The following is a 19928-nucleotide window of genomic DNA, read 5'->3' as shown; positions in this document are numbered from 1 at the left end:
GCTTTTAGTGTGAGTTGTTATGGCTGAAGCAGGCACTGTCGTCGAACGCTGGCGCGCAGCGCTCCGCCTGACGGTGTCCGCGGTAATGGCCTCCAGTCTCGGCCTGGCCATCGCGCCAGTAACTCACGCCGCCGCGGCCACGGCGTCGTTGTCGGTGAACTCAACGTGGCAGACCGGGTTCATTGCCCGTTTCGCGATTTCGAACTCGAGCGCCGTACCGCTCAGCGATTGGCGGCTCGAATTCGACATGCCGATTGGCGAATCAATCTCCCACACGTGGAATAGCACCGTTGCCCAGTCCGGAACCCATTACGTTCTCAGGCCAGCGAATTGGAATCGCATCATTGCACCGGGGGGTTCCGCGACAGGCGGCTTCAGAGGCGTGTTGACCGGTTCCTATGTACCGCCGTCGAATTGTCTGCTCAATGGGCAATATCCCTGCACGTAGCGGAGCGGCTCGCCGGTAACCGCCGAAACGGTTGCCGGACATGCACGTTGACGGGACGTACCTCGTCGCAGCAACCCGCCGCTCGCGTGATAGCGGCGGGCGAGCTTACGGTCGGTCTCGCTCCGCGTCGTATGTTGGACCGCGGGGTCGGCCGCAACGTGATCGACATCGCGGAAGGAGCGAGAGAAAGCCGATGGGAACGAGCGGTATACGCAATACGGGAGTCGGGTTGGCCGTCTTCGTTCTGGTCGTCGCGGGCTGCGGCAAGGGCGGGAGCGTCGACTCGGCGGCATCGGATCAGAAAGCCGGTGCGTCCTCGTCAGCAACCCCGGCGCCGACCGTGGTAAAACTCGTCGGACAGGCCGACGTCGAGGTGACGCTGACCGGGCCGATCGCCGCCAAGTACTCGTCGGCAACCGCGAGCCAGAAGAAGGATCTCGGCAAGCCGCTAACGGGGGACCGCAACGCCGGCACACGCGATAGTGGCCTGGTTTTCCAGCAATTCGAAGGCGGCGTAATCACCGCCAAGAATGATGCGGCCGGAACGCCTGCCTACATCACCTCGGGCAAGATCCGAGACGCCTGGAACGTTCCGCGCGGCCCAGACGGCGTGCCCACGGTCACCGGTGAAAACGGCTCGGCAGGTCCGCTCGGTTTCCCGACCAGCGACGTGAACGCCGTCGGCGATTTGCTGGTGTCGAATTTCGAGCACGGCAAGATCAGGTACCGCGAGAGGACCGACCAGGTCGAGGTGACGGTGAACGGCAAGGTCGTCCCCACCTGGCTGTAGGGCGAAGGAAACTTTGTAGGGGAGCGGCTTATCCGACGATCGCCCGCGCTGCCCGCTCGGCGATGAGCATGACCGGCGCGTTGGTGTTGCCCGAAATGATGAAGGGCATAGCTGATGCGTCGACCACTCGTAGGCCGGCGACGCCATAGGCGCGGCAATCGGTGTCGAGCACGGCGGCGGCAGACTGCGGCCGACCCCGAGCGTCGAAAGCGCCCATCGCGCAGGTGCCGACGGGGTGGAAGATTGTCGTGCCGAGCTCACCGGCCGCCTTCTGCAGCTGATCGTCACTCACCAGCTGCGGGCCGGGCAGCAACTCTTGCGGGTCATAGCGGGCCAGAGCCGACGCCGCCATGATCCGTCGGGTCATGCGAAGGCCCTTCACAGCGATGTGGCGATCCTCGTCGGTGGACAGGTAGTTGCAGAGGATCTTCGGATCAGTCAGAGGATCCCCACTGGCGATGCGCACATGTCCCCGCGAGGTGGGCCGCAGATTGCAGACCGAGGGAGTGATCGCTCCAAACGGATGCAGGGGCTCTCCGAATTTTGGCAACGACAAAGGCTGCACGTGCCATTCCAAATCCGGACTGGCCAGTGCGGGGTCGCTCTTCATGAAAGCGCCAAGGGTGGAAGGCGGCATGGTCATGGGTCCGGACCTCAGGAGCAGATACTGAAGCCCCATGCCCGCACGGGTAATCCAATTGCGGTACAGCGTGTTGACGGTCGGAGCACCCCGAACCCGGTAGACCGTACGAAGCTGAAGGTGGTCTTGGAGGTTTGCGCCCACTCCCGGCAGGTCGACGACCAACGGCACGCCATGCTCGGCAAGCAGGCCGGCCGGGCCTAGGCCCGAAACCTGCATCAGGTGCGGCGAGCCAATAGCCCCTGCGCTGAGGATCACCTCCCGTCGGGCTCGGACGTCGATGATGTGGCCGTCCTTGAGCAGGCGCACGCCGTTGACGCGTTGCTGCGCGGTGGTCCAGGCGCCCCGACGTTGATGCTCACGTACATCGCCGTCCATCAACAGCCGCAATGCCTGCGCATGTGTGTAGACGGTGAGATTCGGGCGGTGGGCAACGGGATGAAGGAAAGCGTCAGCCATCGACCAGCGCCGACCGCGGCGCTGGTTCACGTGAAAGTAAGCACTGCCGGCGTTGTAGCCGCGATTGAACTCCTCTATCGGTTCGATGCCGACTTGTGCAGCGGCAGCCTGCCAGGCGTCCAAGATCTTCCAGCGCACCCTGGGCCGCTCCACCCGAATTTCACCACCGGCGCCGTGCATATCGTCGGCGCCGGCGAAGTAGTCCTCTAACTCCTTATAGATCGCCAGCGTCTCGCCCGGACAGCCTGGGCCGCCCCACCGCCAACGCTCGTCACCGGTGGCCTGCGCCCACAGGTCGTAGTCGCTGGCCTGGCCGCGCATATGGATCATCGCGTTGATCGATGAAGAGCCGCCGATCACCCGGCCTCGCGCGTAATGAATGCTGCGACCGGCCAGGCCGGGGTCGGGCTCGGTCGTAAAGCACCAGTCTGTGCGGGGATTCGCGATGGTGTAGAGATAACCAACCGGCACCTTGATCCAGAACCAGTTATCTTTGCCGCCCGCCTCGATCAAGAGCACACGGCGGCCGGGGTCGGCGCTGAGCCGGTTGGCGAGCAGGCAGCCGGCGCTACCTGCTCCCACAATGACGAAGTCGAATTCGGCGACCGGGCTCATCCCGGTATCGAACCATTTCTACGACCTTCGTTGTCTCACGCCTGATCGTTGTTCTTGAACTCACCCCAGCCATGCACGCGATCGATCTCGATGAGGGCACTGACACGCGCCCGATCACGCCGCGGGTAAGGCTCTCCCCGGTAGTGCTGAGCTACCGCATCGATGTCGGCCATGCCTTCGTCGTCATAGATTTCCACCACCCGGCCAATAAGAGTGATGTGGCTGTACCAGTCTGCTTCGTCAAGCACGGTGAGTGACACCCTTGGATCTTTGCGAATGTGCTGCAACCGCTTTCGGCCGGCGTCCATGTTCACCAAGATGCGGTCATCTCGCAGCAGGTACCAGGTCGCCGCGGAGACGGGCTGTCCGTCGCTACGGATCGTGCTGATGACGGACGGGTTGGGCTTGGCCAACATCTCACGTTCCGCGTCGGTCAACCCTTGCGATGGCATCGTGGTGGTCTCCTTATTTGGTTGAGGGACATGTGGGCTGGGTCAGAGGGTCTCGTTCGCATCGCCGGGATGGGGAACATTGTCGTCGTCGACGTAGGCGTCGTGCTCGGTGTCGACGTCCTGGTGATCGCGTGGACCTTCGTTCGCTCCTGCGTCTTCCCTCGGATCCGCGGCGTCGCTCGGCATCGTCATGTGTAGTCCTCCCATGTTTCCGCCGAGATTGTCCCGTCGGAGTGTATGTCGGGGGGAGTGTGCCCAGTCGTGACTGCGCCGAACCGGGCAGAATGTGCGAGTCCGAACGGGCGCGCTCGTCAACTCAGAGAAGTCCGTGCCGGTGCGCCAACTCGACTGTCCCGCATCCGATTCGGGCTCAGCCTTTGTTCAGAAGGCCTTCGATGTTGTTGACGCCGTGTTTGTTGAGATCCGGACCGACGTGGTCACTGCTCAAGACGAAGAATCCACCGGCCGGGTTGGCGGTGATGAGTAGCGATTCGTTGGACATCGAGACCTTCAACGGTTTGACGATGTTGTCGTTGAGTTTGCCGAAAAAATTGTGCGTCATGACGCCTGCATTCCAGCAGCGAAATGTTCTGTCGCCGCGTTCGGTGTTGACGACGATCTTCGACTGGAGCCACTGACTTTCGTTGGCCCCACATGACTTAGCGACTTTGTTCAAACTATTCCGGGTGTCTGTCCGAAGCCTGCTCACATGGATATGAAGCTGATTGAAGCTTCGGGCCCCCGGGTCTCCGGACTCGATTCCGAGCGCCCAGTCGGTGCCTTTAGGAAGGCCTTTCGGCGCACTCGCCACATAGTTGTAGGCGTCGTTGAAGTACTCGGGCGGGTTGTCGTTCACCAGGTTTGAGCACTCAATCCCCGTCTCGCGAATTGTTGGGACCAGAAGAAAGTCGTATGGGTTCGCGGTTCCAACAGGTTTTCCGTTGTGCAGTGCGTATCCACGAGATGGCTCACCGGTGGGAAAGACCACATCGACGTTTCCTTTGAAATCCGACGGTGAGGCGGCTTTGACGCCATCCCAAATCACGTCGTGATCGTCGTCGTGCCCGCATTTGGGAAACGTCGGGGCCGGCGTACCGCTGGGAGCCGCCGCCTGAGGCTCCCCCCGGAGGGCGGACATCGAGATAGCGGGATTAACGGTCCCGCTGGAAGGATGTCATCATGTCCCGAACCCGTCGGTCTTTCTCGACCGAGTACAAGGTTGAAGCCGCTCATCGGGTGATCGATTCCGGGCGTACCATCGCCGAGGTTGCTCGCGAGCTTGGCCTGAACGAGGGCCTGCTCGGACGGTGGGTCGCCGACGAACGTCGCCGTGTCGAGGCGGCTGCCGCCCGTAACGAGGCGCCGTTGACCGTGGCCGAGCGCACCGAACTCGCGCGTTTGCGCAAGCAGGTCGCCGAGCAGGAGAAAGACATCGCGTTCCTGAAAAAAGCTTCCGCGTACTTTGCCGCCAGTCAACCGAGGTAGACCGGTTTGAGCTGATGGCCGCAGAGTGCGCGACCACCGCGATCACCCGAATGGCACGGCTTCTGGAGGTCTCTACCTCCGGCTTCTACAAGCATGTGAAGCGTTCGGCAACAACGGAATTAAGCGATCGAGAGCAACGGAAGGCCGACCTGACTGTGAAGATCATCGACCATCATCGTGAATCCGCCGGGGTCTACGGCTCGCCTCGGATCACCGCTGATTTGCGCGCTGCCGGTGAGGTGGTGTCGGAGAAGACGGTCGCCAAGATCATGGCGGAGATCGGTCTTGTGGGCATCAGTCCGCGCACGTTCAAGGTGCGCACCACGATCGTCGATCCCACCGCGTCGTTCCCGGCTGATCTGGTCAATCGCCACTTCGATCAGGGTCGATGTGATGCCGTGTGGAGTTCTGACATCACTTATCTGACGTGCGGTGAAGGCGACATGTTCTTGTGTGCGCTGCGTGACGAGCATTCCAAACGGGTGCTGGGCTGGTCGGTGGCCGATCACATGCGCACCGAGCTGGTCACCGATGCGCTGGCCCAGGCGGTCGCGGTGCGCGAGGGCAATGTCCGCGGCACCGTCATGCATTCAGACCGCGGGGTTCAATTCACCGCACAGGCAATGGCGCAGGCGTGTGCTGAGGCCGGCCTGCGCAGATCGATGGGCGCGACCGGGATCTGTTGGGACAACAGCGGCGCGGAGTCTTTGTGGTCAACGTTCAAACACGAATACTATTACCGGCATGTGTTCGCAACGAGGGCGGAACTCGTTGCAGCAGTTGACAAATGGATGAACTACTACAATAATCAGAGGCGTCATTCGGCGATTGGAATGCTCAGTCCGGTCGCCTACGAACAATCACTCAAGGCAGCCACGCAAGCTGCATAACCCCTGTCCACTTTTCGGGGGGAACCTCAGCCGCCACGGGTGCGGCGCAGAACGCCGCTGCGCACGCGACGACCAAAACCACACGCCTCAAGCACCTTTCCATCGTCTTTCTATGTGGTCTGGCCTTATCTGTCACAGAAATCCTCCTCGTCGCGGACAGCGGAGGAGGCGCCTACTGAAAAGCGCCGGCACGTTCGCTGAACCGAATTGTTCGCGTGTTCAACGCGACAATAAAACACCGCCTGGCTGCGGATCTTCATTTTCAGAAAAAGTCACAGTTGTTGGGGGAGCGCAGGTTTGGCTCCGCAGGAATTGTGTGAGTACGGTTTGAGTCGAAAGAGCGCCCGTTGTGCCACAACAACGCCTAAGCGTCGTTTACTGGTAAGTCGCCATATTCCTCTCGGTCATACCGGTAAGTTTCCGTATTAGGTTCGTGCATATTCCTCAAACGCGCCGGGCGGCGGAGTGTGGCGAGCTTCGAATCTCACCGAGGGAACCAACTACCTGACACCGATGCGACACGATTGCTCAGACGGCTTTGGGCGCCTAACGGGCGCCGGCCCGATGCCTATCTCGATAACACTGTGCGCCAGGCGATGTCGCTGTTCTCAATGACGCCCTCTGACCACGTGGCAGAGGGGCTCACGCGCCATCGCAGAGACCTTGAATCCAGTGGATGGGGCCGTGACTCCGTCGCTGTCATCCCTCGTCGGAATGGCTATGCACTCGGTTGCCGCCGGCCCGCTTGGCGGCATACATCGCTTGATCGGCGCCATGTACGAGTTCCTCGAGCAGATCTTCGACGTCGACCACGCCAGTTGGCGTGGCGATGACGCGCGCGAGACCGATGCTGGCAGTCACACCATCGGGTGCGGCTGCACGCCGATACGTAGCTGGAGACGGATGTCTGTCTTACTAATTGTCATACACTGGTCTCATGGCGGACACGATCACTTTCCGGCCGGATGACGACACGTTGCGCGCACTCGAGGTGTTAACGAGAGACGGCACCGCCGTGTCGGCCGCGGTGCGGTCGGCGCTGATCGATGCTGCGCGGCGGAAGGCTGAGGCGGTGATTCGCGCCGAGGCTGAGAGTCTGGCCGGCGACGAGTCTGATCGTGCCGAGGCATTGCAAGTGCTGCGTGACATGGAGACGTTGCGTGCGTGGTGAGGTCTTTCGGTTACGTGCCCCAAGGGGGAGTCGTGGTCACGAACAGTACGGAGCCCGCTACGCAGTGGTAGTCCAGTCAGATCAACTGCCACTGTCGACCTGGCTGGTTGCTCCGACGTCTACGTCAGCTCGTCCAGCCAGTTTTCGGCCCGAGGTTGCGGTCGGCGGCGCCAGTACTCGGGTCCTGGCCGAGCAGACCGCAGCGGTCGACCCCAGCCGACTCGGTGAGAGGGTCGGACTCCTCAGTTTTGATGAAATGCGCCGGGTTGATGCAGCACTGCGCGTGGTTCTCGGTCTGTAAATCGAATCTAGCTCGCCGTTCAACAAGCCTCCGCAAGAGCATCACCGGCGAAATTGATCCGGCGGTGTACGGGGTGGCCTTGGTTATGCGTCGCACCACGATGGATCGGATTTTGGTGGAGGCTGCTCGAGCATCTGGTGTCGATGTCCGTCCGGACAGTCGCGATGTCGCCAGGCGTTGACCGCCAGATCTAGCGAAACCGGACAGCAAGCAAGGGGGACGGATGATGATTCATCTGATGCAGTATGCAGTACCTCTATTGACATAATGTCGCTTATCGGCAAAAGGAGGATCGGCGGATAGGGCCTCGGACTTGCGGGTCCGGTCAGGTCTGGCGGATTCCCGCCAAGAGGTCCCGGTCACGCAGACAGCCATCCGCAATCCGCTCTCGCCCTAGTGGCCGAAAGACTTTGTCGTTGGCTGAAACCTGAATGATGCCGACGTTTGCCGCGCTCGTCCGTACGTGGCCGGCCCTTGCCGAGTTCCTTCCGCGCGGTTACCTGACGGCGCACGATCTCCAGATCCGAGGAATCCCGGCGGAACGTCCGGAGCCCTCAAGTTCGTAGAAACGTCACTGTGACGTTTCTACGCCGTGGAGCGACGTAGCGAATATGGTTGTCACGCATCCGATTCCGCAGTGATCACCGCGCCCGAATCGCTGCGGCGACAGCCTCTGGTGCTTCGTGTTGTGGGAAATGGCCGATGCCCGGTAGTTCGGTCACTTCGGCCGCTGGCAGCAAGACGGTCGCCCGCTCCAGAACGTGACGACCCGACACCGGGTCCTCCAGTCCCCAGACCAGACGCAGCGGGCCGTCCCAACTGGCTAGGGCACTTTCCCACCTCCGGTGGTGTTGGGCCCGTTCGGCGTTGTACTTGATGTGTAGGTGGGCGAGCTTGTGGCCGTCGAGATACGACATTCCGGTCCAGAGGTCGTCGAACTCGGCGTCGGTGAGTTTGGTGGCGCGCACGGCGTCGAGTCCTGAGCGCACCCGCTCCGGGGTGATGCGTCCGGCAACCAATTTTCCGATGACCGGCAGGATCAGCAGCTTCTGCAAACGAGTCGGCCGGTAAGCGCTGTAGACGATGCCGCAGTTCAGCACAACCAGCGACTCGATCGAGAAACCGAGACCGTCGGCTAAGCGGCGGTCCAAGAGTTCCTGGCCGACGATGCCACCGTAGTCGTGGACGACCAGACGAACCGCGTCCACCTTCAGATGCTCGAGTAAGTCTTCGACCAGGTCGGCGGACTCGGCGACCGAATAGTCGTAAGGGTTCGGCTTGTCAGACGTGCCGTATCCGAGAAAGTCCAGCGTGATCACGTCGTGATCACGGCCAAGATCTGTTGCCACCGCCGCGTAGTCATAAGACCAGGTAGGGAACCCATGCAACAGCAACACGGCGGGACCCTGCCCGCGGCGCCGGAAGGAGATGCGATGTCCACCGCGGCTGATGAACGTCTCTGAATCGTTGATCCATTCGTCAGCCCCCGGGACGCCGGGAATAGCAGGATGGCAATCGTTGATCACGCGCGACCTGCGGCGGAGCCGTCGTCGTGGATGGTGACGGGGTCAGTTTGGTTGACGGCGCGGGGCGCTGCCCTCCCAACGCCGTTTGGAAACTTCACCGGGCCAGCCTTCCCTGCTGGTAAACACGCTCGTATTCACAATGTTATTGAAATACGGTTTTGTATCAATATGCAGCGCTGTCATGCCGGTGTCAAGTTTTTAGTAAGCTGCAACGCGTCCGGCCAGCGAAAGGAGCAAGCCGTGGCCCGACTCACGCGCGCTGAGCAACGAGCCTTGACCCGCCAACGCCTCGTCGACGCCGCTGGCCGCGTCTTCTCGCGTGTGGGCTTCGAAGCCGCACCGATCGACGTCATCGCCGAGGAAGCGGGGTTCTCACGCGGGGCGTTCTACTCGAACTTCGAATCGAAGGACCAGATGTTCGTCGAACTACTCAGCCATCACCTCGACGCCGAAATCGACACCCTGAGCCGGGCACTCGACCGCATTGAACATGCCACCGACCTCGTTCCGGCGATCGAGCCGCGCTACCAAGTGCTTGGTGACGACGGCAGCTGGTGCCTGTTGAGCACCGAGTTCCAGCTGTACGCGATGCGCGGCGGCGTCAAGGCCGCCGAGTTCGCCGCGATTTACGAGTCCTACCGGCAACGGCTCGGGCGACTTATCGCAGCTCACTTCGATCGGCTGGGCATCGAATCCGAGCTCACCCCCTACGAGTTCGGTGTTGCCCAAATCGCGTTGTCCCACGGGCTTGCACTACAGAGAGCAGCGAACAGCGCTCTGGACTCCAGCCTCCCCGCCCGCGCGCTTGCCACTTTTGTCCGTGGCGCGATCGCCGGCACCAACGAGGGCAATGCCGACACCGTGGTGACGCCGAGCTGAAGTCGCTATCGCGTCTCGCCTATTCCAAGTTCGGGGCCCTCGACGTCGCAAAACGTCACAGCGACGAATAAGCGAAGTGCAGGCGGACAACTTATACAAGCAAATCTGCTCCGACACATGCCATTTCACTCCCGCGCAGGCCGTCGAGGTGCAACTGCCGACAATTGATGGCGGAGGGAAGATAGTGCGTTGCGACCACGATTGTGCGGTCCGAGGATATGAGACTCGAGGCAGGATCTAGAAGATCGCATAGGAATTTGTCGGCGTCGTCCGCATCGAGGTGTTCGATCGGCTCGTCGAGCAAGATGATCCGGGCAGGTGAAACGATTGCTCGGGCGAGCAGCAGTCTCCGACGCTGGCCGGCCGACAGCGCCTCTGCGCCGCCGTAGAGCACCGTCGAGAGACCATCAGGAAGGTTGGCAAGCCAGTCCCCCAGTCCGACTGAGGCCAACGTCGCGACCAGTTCTTTATCCGGGCTATCTCCCCGCGCGACCAGCAAGTTGTCTCGTACGGTGGTCGCGAAGATATGCGCGTCCTCAGCGAAAAATCCTACTGCGCAACGTAATTGCGCTTCGTCGAACTCGTCGACGGCGACGCCGTTCAGTGTTACCCGTCCCTCGAGCGCCGGTATCAGACCGGCGAGAGTCATCAGCAATGTTGTCTTGCCTGAGCCGCTTGCGCCGGTCACAACGAGCCGGTCACCCGGGCGAATATCAAGCGAGACACGCTTGGACGCTTTCCCATCGACGTGGCCGGAGGTCACCTCGGCGGATAAGCGTGCCGTAGCGGCGGGAACTGGCGGGCTGGTGTCGCGCTGCGGACTGGGCTGCTGGTTGGTTCCGGCCAACTCGACGAGTCGCTGCACTGCCTTCCGGGATCGGGCGAGCTGCGTCGCAGCTGCCGGCAGTGGAGCCGTTGCCTCGAAGGCCGAGAGCGGCAGGAGCATCAGCACTGCGAGGGTCGTCGGTGCGACCGTATTGGCCATGCCGATCGCGCTCACCACCGCGCCGAGAACGCTCACCCCGATTGCCGCTGTCGGAACTGCCTCGGCGAAAGCCGCGGATTTCGCGGCCGCGTCGATGGCTGAGGCCCAGGCACGTTGACGCCGTTGCGATTCGGCGACGACGGTGGGCAGTACACCCGCTACCTGCAGCTCGGAGCCGTGTTCGAGCGCAATCATGGCGGCAACGTCGCGCTCGGTGTGATGCCGTTGTGCAACCACCTCCTCGGCTTCGGTGGCCCTGCTGGCTAGAGAGGGTGCTGCATAGCCCGCGATCAGCAGGCACAACGCCAGGACAGACGCCGCCGGCAGCGAAATAATTGCCAGCGTCGCGGTCGCTGCGAGTCCGAGTACACCGGCGACGGCGATCGGCACCAACGCTCGTGCCAGGACATCGGCCAACTCGTCGACGTCTGCGCCGACGCGAGACACGATTTCACCGCTGTGAAATCGGACCGCTGCGGCGGCGGGGCCGAGCGCCAAACGATGGTAGATCTGTGCCCGGGCGGACCCCGCGGCGCGCAGCGCGACATCGTGCGTCATCAGCCGCCCGCAGTAGCCCAGTACCGCACGCGAAATCGCAAAAGCGCGTACCGCGACCGCCGCGATAGACAAATCGAGCACTGGCGGCATCTGACTGGCCCGAGTGATCAGCCACGCTGAAGTCCCGGCCAGCGCCAATGCGCTGCTCAACGAGAGCGCACTCAACATGATGGCGCCTATCACCCGTGACATCTGGGGACGCAATAGGTCCCGAATTACGGCCAGCATCTCGCGGTGTGTAACGCCGTCATCTGAAGGCATGTTGCCTCCCGTTTGCTCCAGCCACCTCGACGATCGTGTCACCGATTGCGAGGACCGACGGCCGATGCGCGGCGATGACCACTGTCACGCCGGCGCGTGCGCGATCGAGGATCGCCTGCAAGACTCGGCTCTCGGTCGATGGATCCAGGTGAGCGGTCGGTTCATCGAGCAACAACAACGGTGCCGGGGAACCTAACGCGCGAGCAAGCCCCAGTCGTTGTCGCTGACCGAGTGACAAGCCAACACCGTCAGGTCCGAGCTCTGTATCCAGGCCCTCCGGCAGCTCGCCTAACACTGCATCGAATCCTGATCGCTGGCAGGCTAATTGAATGTCGTCGAGCTGGCCGAGCAAGGATAGATTCTCGTCCACGCTCCCCGGCACCAGCACCGGGCGCTGCGGTAGCCAGAACACCTGGCGCCACCACTGGGACGGATCAAGGTCGGCCACGTCGATACCCGCCACGTTGACCCGACCCGATGAGGGAACGACGAGCCCCGCGATCGCTTGCAGCGCTGTGCTTTTCCCGGCGCCGTTATCTCCCGTTAGGATCGTGACTGCACCGGCCTCGATTGTCGCGCTCAGTCCGTCGGGAGCGTTGCCATCTCGGCCCGCGACGGTGAGACGCTCGAGGCGGATGCGGGCTCCCCTTGCGGTGACCGACTTGGAGCGGTACTCGGGTGGTCTGGGGTCATCGATCAAGGCGAAGGCCGCGTCGGCCGCCGCCTTACCGTTCTGAGCCGCATGGAATTCGACGCCGATGCGCCGCAGCGGCCAGTACACCTCGGGTGCGAGCATTAGGACGGTCAACCCGACCGTGAGCGTCAAATCCCCGAACGCGAGGCGTAGTCCTATCCCGACCGCGATCAACGCGACGCCCAGCGTCGCGAGGATCTCGAGCACCAACGCGGACAGGAAAGCAACGCGCAGCGTTGACATCGCCGAACGGCGATGCGCGGCAGCCAGTTCGGAAATCTGCTTTTCGGGTCCGCGGGCGCGGCCCAACGCTCGCAGCGTGGGGATTCCTGCGATCAGGTCGAGGAGTTGCGCCTGAAGCGTGGTCATCGTGGCCAGGGCTGCCGCCGAGCGCTGGGCAGTCGCCATGCCTATCAAGACCATGAAGATCGGTATCAGCGGGAGTGTGATGAGCACGATGGCAGCCGATTTCGGGTCGTAAGCCACGATCACCGCGGCGGTGGCCGGCGTGAGTATCGCAGCCAACACCAGCGTCGGCAGGTAGCGCGTGAAATAAGGGCGCAATGCGTCCAGACCTTGAGTGACCACCGCGGCGGCCGTATCGCGTTGCTCGATCAATTCGCGAGGCTGCTTGGCCGTGACGGCGGTGAGTACCTGGCCGGATAAGTCGGCGATGATTTGTGCGGCGCCTCGTTGGCCTAGGCGTGCCTGTAGCCACTGCGCCACCGTCCGAACAACCCAGATCAGCAACAGAATTGACAGTAACTCCCCGAGCCCGGGGAGGCTGCGAGCAGGCGGGCTACTGACAATGCGGGCCACGACAGCTGCCAGAACGACCGCGGAAGTGATCGCGCAGAATGAGAGCACGACGCCACATCCCACGGTGGCGACCAGGTAGCGGCGCATAACGCGCGATGCCCGCCACAATCTCGGATCTATGGGTCCTCGCGCCATGGCTCCTGCCGGCAGCTCCTTGGCGCTCAGGATGATCGCCTGGCCAGACCGATCGGCGGCGGTATCTGCTCAGCGGAGATCCGCTGCCGGAAAATCCAATACGACCATGCCTGGTATACGACGGTTAAGGGTGCCATGAAAGCAGTCACCCAGGTCATCACTTTGAGGGTGTAGGCAGTCGAGGACGCGTTGTAGATCGTCAAGCCCCAGCGCCCATCGAGAGTCGAGGGCAGCAAATGGGGATATAGGCAACCGAACAACAGTATGACGACGCATGCAACGACCACGGCGGTGCAAGCGAACGCCCACCCATCGGATGCACGTCGCCAGACCAGCACCGCTGCACCCAGTTGGGCGGCTACAGCCGTGATCAAGACCAGCCAGGTCCATTCCTTTCCGTGGGCTAGTTGCGTCCATATACCGAATCCGCCGATCGATCCGGTAGCTGGAATCGATAGTCGCTCAGCGAACCGGGCGGCGTTGTCACGGACGGCGCCCGAGGTCTTCAAGGTCAGGAATACCGAACCGTAGAACAGGAATAGTCCCGTGGTGGCCAGACCACCGAGCAGTGTGAAGGGATTGATCACATCGGATATCGACAGGTGGATCTGACCGCCGGCATCCACCGGAAGCCCGCGCACCAGTGTCGCGAACGCGACGCCCCACAGAAGGGCCGGCAACCATGACCCCGCTGCGATCGCGGCATCAGCCCAGCCTTGCCACGTCCGATCGTTGATCTTGCCGCGCCATTCGATCGCGACGACCCGCACGATCATGCCCACCAAAATCGCCAGCAGCGGCAGATACAGCGAAGAAAACACGCTTGCATACCAACCGGGAAAAGCCGCGAACATGGCTGCGCCCCCGACGATTAGCCATACCTCATTGCCGTCCCATACCGGCCCTATCGTGTTCAACGCCGTTCGGCGGACATGTTCGTTTTCACCGCCGCCAGCGCGGGCCAGCGGCTCCATCAGCATGCCCACACCGAAGTCGAAGCCCTCGAGCACGAAGAAACCCACAAACAACATGCCGATGATGCCGAACCACACTTCTTGCAGTCCCATCGGTCCCCTTTCCGGTAACGCTCAACCTCACCGCGCCTCAGTAGGCGAATGAAAGCGGCGCCACCTCTTGATCGCTCGGCGGAAGCGGCGCCGCCGGTTCGGCGTCATGCGCTAGCGGCCCTTCTGCCACGTAGCGCTTGAGCAGGAAGAACCAGATTGCCGCGAGCACGGCATAGACCAGGGTGAACGTCGTCAGCGATACGACCACCATGCTGGATGACAGATGCGACACCCCTTCGCGGACCGTGATCCGAACGAGTTGGTCACCGGCAGGATTGGGGGCAACAACCCACGGCTGGCGACCCATTTCGGTAAACACCCAACCCGCGATGTTCGCCAAGAACGGTGCCGGGATGGCAAGCAGCGCAAACCATCCGAGACGGTGCCCGCGCGGTGTTCGCCCTTTTCGGGTCAACCACAGCGCGCTCAAGGCGAAGAGGACGGGGACCGCCAGGAAACCGATCATTGCGCGGAACGACCAATAGGTCACGAACAAATTGGGGCGGTAGTCACCCGGTCCAAACCGCTGCTGGTAATGCTTTTGCAGGTCGTTCACACCCTGCAGGGTCACTCCGCTGACCTTGCCTTCGGCCAAGAACGGCAAGACATAGTGGACTCTGACCACCTCAACGGTGCTTCCGCAATTGTTGTGTGTGCCGATGGTCAATAACGAGAAATCCGGATCAGTTGTGGTGTCGCACAACGCTTCCGCTGATGCCATCTTCATCGGCTGCTGTACGAACATCAGCTTGCCCTGGCGGTCTCCGGTCAACACGAGGCCGACTGAGGCGATGAGCACCGCCAGGCACCCCAGCACAGCGGCCGGCCGGAAAACGGCGCGTCTGTCGGCCTCGTCCGCATGGGTTGTAGATCCCGGTCGGCGTGTCCGGACCAGCCACCAGACGCTCACGGCGGCAACGAACGTGCCGGCAGTGAGCAGCGAACCGGTCACGGTATGTGAGAACGCCGCTCGAGCAGTGTTATTGGAGAGCAGTTTCGAGATGCTGTCCAGCTCGGCCCGGTGCGTCGCAGGGTTGAAGTGCGCGCCCACTGGGTGCTGCATGAAAGAGTTCGCGACGATGATGAAGAACGCTGACGCGTTGACGCTGAAGGCAACGATCCATATGCAAGCAAGATGAACTATCTTCGGCAATTTCCCCCAACCGAAGATCCAGAGGCCGATGAAAGTGGATTCGAAGAAGAAGGCGAACAACCCCTCCATCGCCAGTGGAGCGCCGAAGACGTCGCCGACGAAGCGGGAGTATTCGCTCCAGTTCATCCCAAATTGAAACTCCTGAACGATCCCGGTCGCCACGCCAATCGCGAAGTTGATGAGAAACAATTTGCCGAAGAACTTGGTCAGTCGGTACCACGCGGTGGTGCCGGTGGCGACCCATGCCGTCTGCATGATGGCGACTAGCGGTGCCAAACCGATGGTCAACGGTACGAAGATGAAGTGGTAGACGGTAGTGATACCGAACTGCCACCGCGAAATATCGACGACGTTCATCTGTCATCTCCCACCACACGAAACCACCGTCTACTACATATCGTAGTAGATCCCAACGCCTCAGGCCAGGCAAAATTCGGCTGAGACTTTTCCGACGCTCCTGACGTCAGTGCCGCGTCGCTCATCTCGCTGATTCAGATCACTGAGGACGTCGTGAGGCTGGCGGCGAAGTACATGAGGGCAATCCTTCCCGGGAGATCTGCGGTGGCGCAGGGCCGTCGGGCCCCGCATCAAGTGACTTTGGTACCTGCCGGTCTACGAGATTCAGGTCGGGATCACGAGCCCCAATTCCCGCTTCTCACGAAACATTCTTGCCAGTAAGGCTTTTGGACGTGGGACTAACGCAGCGGAGCCGACCACCGCAGGACCGTTCCGCCAGTAGCGGGAGTTTCAATGACGAGAGCGCCGTTGGCCTTCTGGGCGCGGTAGCGCATGTTCATCAGCCCGCTTCGCTTGGTGCGCTCCGAAATCCCGCGCCCGTCATCGCGCACCTCGATGGAGAGATCTCCGTCCACCTTGACGATGATGTCCACTTCAGTTGCGTGTGCGTGTTGGGCGGCATTGCTGACCGCCTCCCGCACAACCGCTTCCGCGTGTTCGGCGAGCGAATCGCTGACGGCTGACAGGGGCCCCGAGAACTGCGTAGTAATGCGCAAGTTTTCGGTGGAGTATTGCGTGATCGCCTCGTCGAGCCGCTGACGCAATCGGGCCATACCCGTGGCCGGGCCATGAAGGTCGAATATCGTCGTCCGGATCTCGCCGATAATGGCCTGTAAATCATCAACGTACTGTGAGAGCCGTTGTTCCACTTCGGCAGATCGCGTCCTCGGAATCGTTGCTTGAAGCGCGAGCCCGAGTCCGAACAGTCGCTGAATGACGTGCTCATGCAGATCTCGTGCGATGCGGTCACGGTCAGTGATCACGTCCAGCTCACGCGCTGCGCGCTGCGCTGTGGCCAGCTGCCAGGCAACTGCGGCCTGGTCAGCGAAAACGGCCATCATCTCTTGATCGTCGTCCGTGAATGGCACTGCGCGACTGGACCTTAACGCGACAAGAACACCGGCGACCTTTCCCGTCGCGCGCAAAGGCAATACCAGTCCGGGGCCTGGTTCGACCTGTATGCCGCCCATTTCGAGATGGAGCCGGTCGAATCGCCGCGGAACGCGATCCAAAAATGCGCTGCCGATCTCACTAGCGCGCACCATAATCGTGGGGGGCTCGGTGAACTCCGGGGTCTGTCCGGACATCTCGGTCACCAATAGCTCGGTGATCTCCGACGATCCAATGTCAGCCTCGATCGGAACGGCGACCAAGATCGATTGAGCTCCAGACAGTTTCAGCGCTTGGTCAGAAATCATTCGAAATACCGTCGTTGGATCGGTGCCAGCCAGCAACTCCGTGGCGATGTCACGAGTCGCGGCGACCCACGCTTGCCTGGCGCGAGATTGCTCGTAGAGTCGAGCGTTCTGGATGGCGACGCCGGCAGCAGCGGCTAGAGCTTCGACGAGCACCTCGTCGTCTTCGCTGAACGAGTGTCCGTTCAGCTTCTCGGTCAGATAAAGGTTGCCGAACACCTCGTCGCGGATTCGCACGGGTACACCGAGGAACGAGCTCATGGGCGGATGGTGTGGCGGAAACCCGACCGACGACGGGTGTAGCGCGATGTCGTCCAGTCGGATTGGCTTCGGATCCGTGATCAACGTGCCCAGTACGCCGCGCCCCTGTGGGAGGTGGCCAATGCGCTCGTGTGTGGCGGCATCTATTCCCTCGTGGATGAACGCCGACAGGTCATGTCCGCTCCCCCGAACGCCGAGCGCCCCATAACGGGCCTCCGCCAGATGCATTGCGGTGCGGACAATGGTGCGCAGCGTGGTGTCGAGGTCGAGATCGGAGGTAACCGCCAGCATCGCCGCGACTAATCCGTCGAGTCGATCGCGCCCCTCGATAATTTGAGCGATCCGGTCCTCGACCTCCGCGAGTAACTCACGTAAGCGAAGCTGTGACAATGCATTTCGGACTACGGGCGCGCCGCCGGCCGTATCGGTGGACTCGGTCACGGGAGCGCGTTCAGACCGCCGCGGATCCAACGGTCGTCACCGTGGTGGCCGCTCGTCGGACTGGAGTTTCGACGCGAACACAGCGGCCTGTGTTCGGCGTTCCATTCCAAGCTTTGCCAGGAGACGAGACACGTAGTTCTTTACCGTCTTTTCGGCAAGGAACATGCGGGCAGCGATCTGTTTGTTGGTCAATCCCTCGCTGAGCAGGCCCAGCAAGGTGCGTTCTTGGTCGGTCAACCCGACCAGCGGGTCGCTGCGCTCGGCTGCGCCGCGCAGCTTTGCCATCAACGCTGCAGCGGCGCGATTGTCCAGTAGGGATCGACCGGCCCCGACATCTTTGATTGCCTGGGCAAGCTCCATGCCCTTGATGTCTTTGACAACATATCCACTCGCGCCGGCGAGTATGGCGTCTAGCGTTGCCTCGTCGGAAGTGAACGACGTCAACATCAAGCATCGCAAGTCAGGTATGTCCGAAAGCAGATCCCTGCACAGTTCGATTCCGCTGCCGTCGGGCAGGCGAACGTCGAGAACCGCGACGTCGGGACGCACCGCCGCTATTCGCGTCTTGGCTTCTGCCACCGTCCCTGCTTCACCCACTACTTCCAAATCGGGATCGGCACCGAGCAGATCAACAATCCCACGGCGAACCACCTCGTGATCGTCGACGAGGAAGACACTTACAACCAAGACGCACCTCCAGAATTATTCCAACTCATCATGCTTGACTGACCCCTATAGGTGGTGATGATCGACGACCAAAACCACGCAGTCGGAACCGGCCAACGCGCCGTAACCTGCCGCACCGACGACCTCATTCACCTGACCAGGGCAGCGCGCCGTGACGATTACCGACTGCAGCTCCGCAGCGTGCGTCGTCAAATAGCCGGACAAACTGCCGTGCACGGCGACGGCCTCCGCGCGAAGATCGCGGTGGCGAGACCGCCAGTGCTCCAGGTGCCGCTCGAGCTGCGCACTTATCTCGATGTCGCCTTTCTCCAGCGCCAGCGGATCCGAGCGAGGGGGTTGCCAGCACGTGATTACTCGCAGGGTGGCGTCGCGCATGGTCGCCTCGTAAGCGGCTGTCTTCAAGACGCTCTCGACGTGACGCAAGTCGTCGGCAGCGGCAAGGATGACGTTCGCGTGTGGACGGTCCGGACGCGTCCCCGCATGGACGATGGCCACTGCGCAATGGGCGCGGCCGGCCACAGCCGACGCAGTTGAGCCGATTCGCCCATGCTGAAAGTGGTGCGACCCGACAGCGCCGACGCAGACGATTGCCGCGTCCCGGGAGATGCGAATGAGGGACGCCGCCGGCTGCCCGTGGACGATGTCAGTTTCGATTTTCACGGCCTTGTGCGTGGCTTCAACTGCCCTGACGACGCGGTTTAACGACCGCCTGGCCGTGGCCAGCTGGGGTGCGGTGTCCTCGGTCGGTGCGCCGCCGCTTTCCACGATGTGGACCAGGCGAAGCGGGATGTCCCGGCGGACGGCTTCATCGATGGCCCACAGTGCCGCGTGCAACGCCATCGTCGAGCCGTCGATACCGACTACCACGGCCGGCTGGGCGTGTGTCTCGTTCATAGGAAACCGGGGCCTTCCCGCTCGATGCCAGGCACCGTCGCTGTAGTCACCACGGTATTCGTTAAGTCGCGTAACTATCTGGGGCCAAAAGTCCTCAGCTGCCGTGGTTCAGGCATACGTGGATTCCGGCTCGGGTTCAGGGCCGAAGTGGAAGCGTCGTCCGGTGATCGACGTCGGCACGATGCGCACGTAGTGCTGTTTCAACGTTGCGGTCCAAGGCAGAAGCTGTGCGCGGTCCGCGGCCTGAAACTCTTCAGCGGTGTGAAGCATTCGGGCCGTGCCCTTTACGATCACACTCCATGCTCCCGCGGCGCCATGATCGTCAGCCTCGAACAGCACGCGATTGTTGATGGCGGAACTGACAAGCTTGGTGCCTTCTGCCGTTCGGAAAAGTATTGACCGATCTTGGACAACGAAGTTGACGGGGAAGATCTCTGGCTGGCCGTCGACGCTCGTGACCAGCCTGCCCAAAGCCATGCTGCTCAGCAGGTTCCAGCTTTCGCTCGCCGAAAGGACAGCGATTGGTTCGGTACTCGTCATCTCAGAGACGGTAAGCCGGCTCGGCGACCGCTCATAGCGACACATGTCGGTAATTCGAGGGGCTT

At 61.9% G+C, this 19928-nt stretch carries 20 protein-coding genes and 1 pseudogene; 7 read left to right on the top strand and 14 right to left on the bottom strand.

What is annotated here, in order from left to right; all coding sequences use genetic code 11:
* The first annotated feature begins 19 nt into the window (after positions 1–19).
* Together MKK62_RS21775 and MKK62_RS21770 are read left to right on the top strand one after the other, a co-directional pair.
* Complete coding sequence (locus MKK62_RS21775) at positions 20–448, top strand: cellulose-binding domain-containing protein (RefSeq protein ID WP_240263761.1); 429 nt, start codon at positions 20–22, stop codon at positions 446–448.
* 193 nt (positions 449–641) lie between these two features.
* On the top strand, positions 642–1238 hold the full coding sequence (locus tag MKK62_RS21770) for an LGFP repeat-containing protein (protein ID WP_240263762.1): 597 nt from the start codon (positions 642–644) through the stop codon (positions 1236–1238).
* A gap of 28 nt (positions 1239–1266) precedes the next feature.
* Here the strand turns inward: MKK62_RS21770 and MKK62_RS21765 are convergent, their stop codons facing one another.
* The 4 genes from MKK62_RS21765 to MKK62_RS21750 form a co-directional block, all read right to left on the bottom strand.
* Entirely contained in the window at positions 1267–2952 is a 1686-nt protein-coding gene (locus MKK62_RS21765) for a GMC family oxidoreductase (protein ID WP_240263763.1), read from the bottom strand.
* A 35-nt stretch (positions 2953–2987) separates the two neighbouring features.
* Positions 2988–3404, bottom strand: coding sequence for a PPOX class F420-dependent oxidoreductase (locus MKK62_RS21760; protein WP_240263764.1), 417 nt, complete (start codon positions 3402–3404; stop codon positions 2988–2990).
* Between the two features lie 42 nt (positions 3405–3446).
* Entirely contained in the window at positions 3447–3596 is a 150-nt protein-coding gene (locus MKK62_RS21755; RefSeq protein WP_240263765.1) for a hypothetical protein, read from the bottom strand.
* 178 nt (positions 3597–3774) lie between these two features.
* Positions 3775–4449, bottom strand: a complete 675-nt coding sequence (locus MKK62_RS21750) for a CDP-diacylglycerol diphosphatase (protein WP_240263766.1) — start codon at positions 4447–4449, stop codon at positions 3775–3777.
* A 134-nt stretch (positions 4450–4583) separates the two neighbouring features.
* Here MKK62_RS21750 and MKK62_RS21745 point away from each other — a divergent pair, with 134 nt between their 5' ends.
* On the top strand, positions 4584–4889 hold the full coding sequence (locus MKK62_RS21745; protein WP_240261257.1) for a transposase: 306 nt from the start codon (positions 4584–4586) through the stop codon (positions 4887–4889).
* Positions 4889–5779: pseudogene (locus MKK62_RS21740) on the top strand (IS3 family transposase); the annotation flags it as partial. The gene MKK62_RS21745 and the pseudogene MKK62_RS21740, both read left to right, overlap by 1 nt.
* A gap of 699 nt (positions 5780–6478) precedes the next feature.
* On the opposite strand, the gene MKK62_RS21735 reads toward MKK62_RS21740, so the two are convergent.
* On the bottom strand, positions 6479–6640 hold the full coding sequence (locus MKK62_RS21735; RefSeq protein ID WP_240263767.1) for a nucleotidyl cyclase domain-containing protein: 162 nt from the start codon (positions 6638–6640) through the stop codon (positions 6479–6481).
* A 76-nt stretch (positions 6641–6716) separates the two neighbouring features.
* On the opposite strand from MKK62_RS21735, the gene MKK62_RS21730 reads away from it, so the two are divergent.
* Both MKK62_RS21730 and MKK62_RS21725 read left to right on the top strand, forming a co-directional pair.
* Complete coding sequence (locus MKK62_RS21730; RefSeq protein WP_240263768.1) at positions 6717–6950, top strand: hypothetical protein; 234 nt, start codon at positions 6717–6719, stop codon at positions 6948–6950.
* Positions 6940–7251, top strand: coding sequence for a type II toxin-antitoxin system PemK/MazF family toxin (locus MKK62_RS21725; protein WP_240263769.1), 312 nt, complete (start codon positions 6940–6942; stop codon positions 7249–7251). Before MKK62_RS21730 ends, MKK62_RS21725 begins: the two co-directional genes overlap by 11 nt.
* 641 nt (positions 7252–7892) lie before the next feature.
* On the opposite strand, the gene MKK62_RS21720 is transcribed toward MKK62_RS21725, so the two are convergent.
* Positions 7893–8648, bottom strand: a complete 756-nt coding sequence (locus MKK62_RS21720; RefSeq protein ID WP_240263770.1) for an alpha/beta fold hydrolase — start codon at positions 8646–8648, stop codon at positions 7893–7895.
* 369 nt (positions 8649–9017) lie between these two features.
* Here MKK62_RS21720 and MKK62_RS21715 point away from each other — a divergent pair, with 369 nt between their 5' ends.
* On the top strand, positions 9018–9656 hold the full coding sequence (locus MKK62_RS21715) for a TetR/AcrR family transcriptional regulator (protein ID WP_240263771.1): 639 nt from the start codon (positions 9018–9020) through the stop codon (positions 9654–9656).
* 91 nt (positions 9657–9747) lie between these two features.
* On the opposite strand, the gene cydC is transcribed toward MKK62_RS21715, so the two are convergent.
* The 8 genes from cydC to MKK62_RS21675 all read right to left on the bottom strand — a co-directional run bounded on the left by cydC (position 9748) and on the right by MKK62_RS21675 (position 19863).
* Positions 9748–11460, bottom strand: coding sequence for a thiol reductant ABC exporter subunit CydC (gene cydC, locus MKK62_RS21710; RefSeq protein ID WP_240263772.1), 1713 nt, complete (start codon positions 11458–11460; stop codon positions 9748–9750).
* Entirely contained in the window at positions 11447–13060 is a 1614-nt protein-coding gene (gene cydD, locus MKK62_RS21705; RefSeq protein ID WP_240263773.1) for a thiol reductant ABC exporter subunit CydD, read from the bottom strand. The genes cydC and cydD overlap by 14 nt, the downstream gene beginning before the upstream one ends.
* Before the next feature lie 74 nt (positions 13061–13134).
* On the bottom strand, positions 13135–14175 hold the full coding sequence (gene cydB, locus MKK62_RS21700; protein ID WP_240263774.1) for a cytochrome d ubiquinol oxidase subunit II: 1041 nt from the start codon (positions 14173–14175) through the stop codon (positions 13135–13137).
* 37 nt (positions 14176–14212) lie between these two features.
* A complete protein-coding gene (locus tag MKK62_RS21695) occupies positions 14213–15685 on the bottom strand; it encodes a cytochrome ubiquinol oxidase subunit I (protein WP_240263775.1) in 1473 nt (490 codons plus the stop codon).
* Positions 15686–16023: 338 nt separating this feature from the next.
* Positions 16024–17742 (bottom strand): sensor histidine kinase, encoded by a 1719-nt coding sequence (locus MKK62_RS21690; RefSeq protein WP_240263776.1) that lies wholly within the window; start codon positions 17740–17742, stop codon positions 16024–16026.
* 36 nt (positions 17743–17778) lie between these two features.
* Complete coding sequence (gene dosR, locus MKK62_RS21685) at positions 17779–18429, bottom strand: hypoxia response regulator transcription factor DosR/DevR (protein ID WP_240263777.1); 651 nt, start codon at positions 18427–18429, stop codon at positions 17779–17781.
* 45 nt (positions 18430–18474) lie between these two features.
* The gene (locus tag MKK62_RS21680; RefSeq protein WP_240263778.1) at positions 18475–19323 is read right to left on the bottom strand and encodes a universal stress protein; all 849 of its coding nucleotides are present in this window, start codon (positions 19321–19323) and stop codon (positions 18475–18477) included.
* Between the two features lie 108 nt (positions 19324–19431).
* Positions 19432–19863 (bottom strand): pyridoxamine 5'-phosphate oxidase family protein, encoded by a 432-nt coding sequence (locus MKK62_RS21675; protein ID WP_240263779.1) that lies wholly within the window; start codon positions 19861–19863, stop codon positions 19432–19434.
* Between the last annotated feature and the right edge of the window lie 65 nt (positions 19864–19928).

The organism is Mycobacterium paraterrae, from assembly GCF_022430545.2.
GTDB classification, from domain to species: domain Bacteria; phylum Actinomycetota; class Actinomycetes; order Mycobacteriales; family Mycobacteriaceae; genus Mycobacterium; species Mycobacterium paraterrae.
This window is presented reverse-complemented; position numbering and strand designations above follow the sequence as displayed.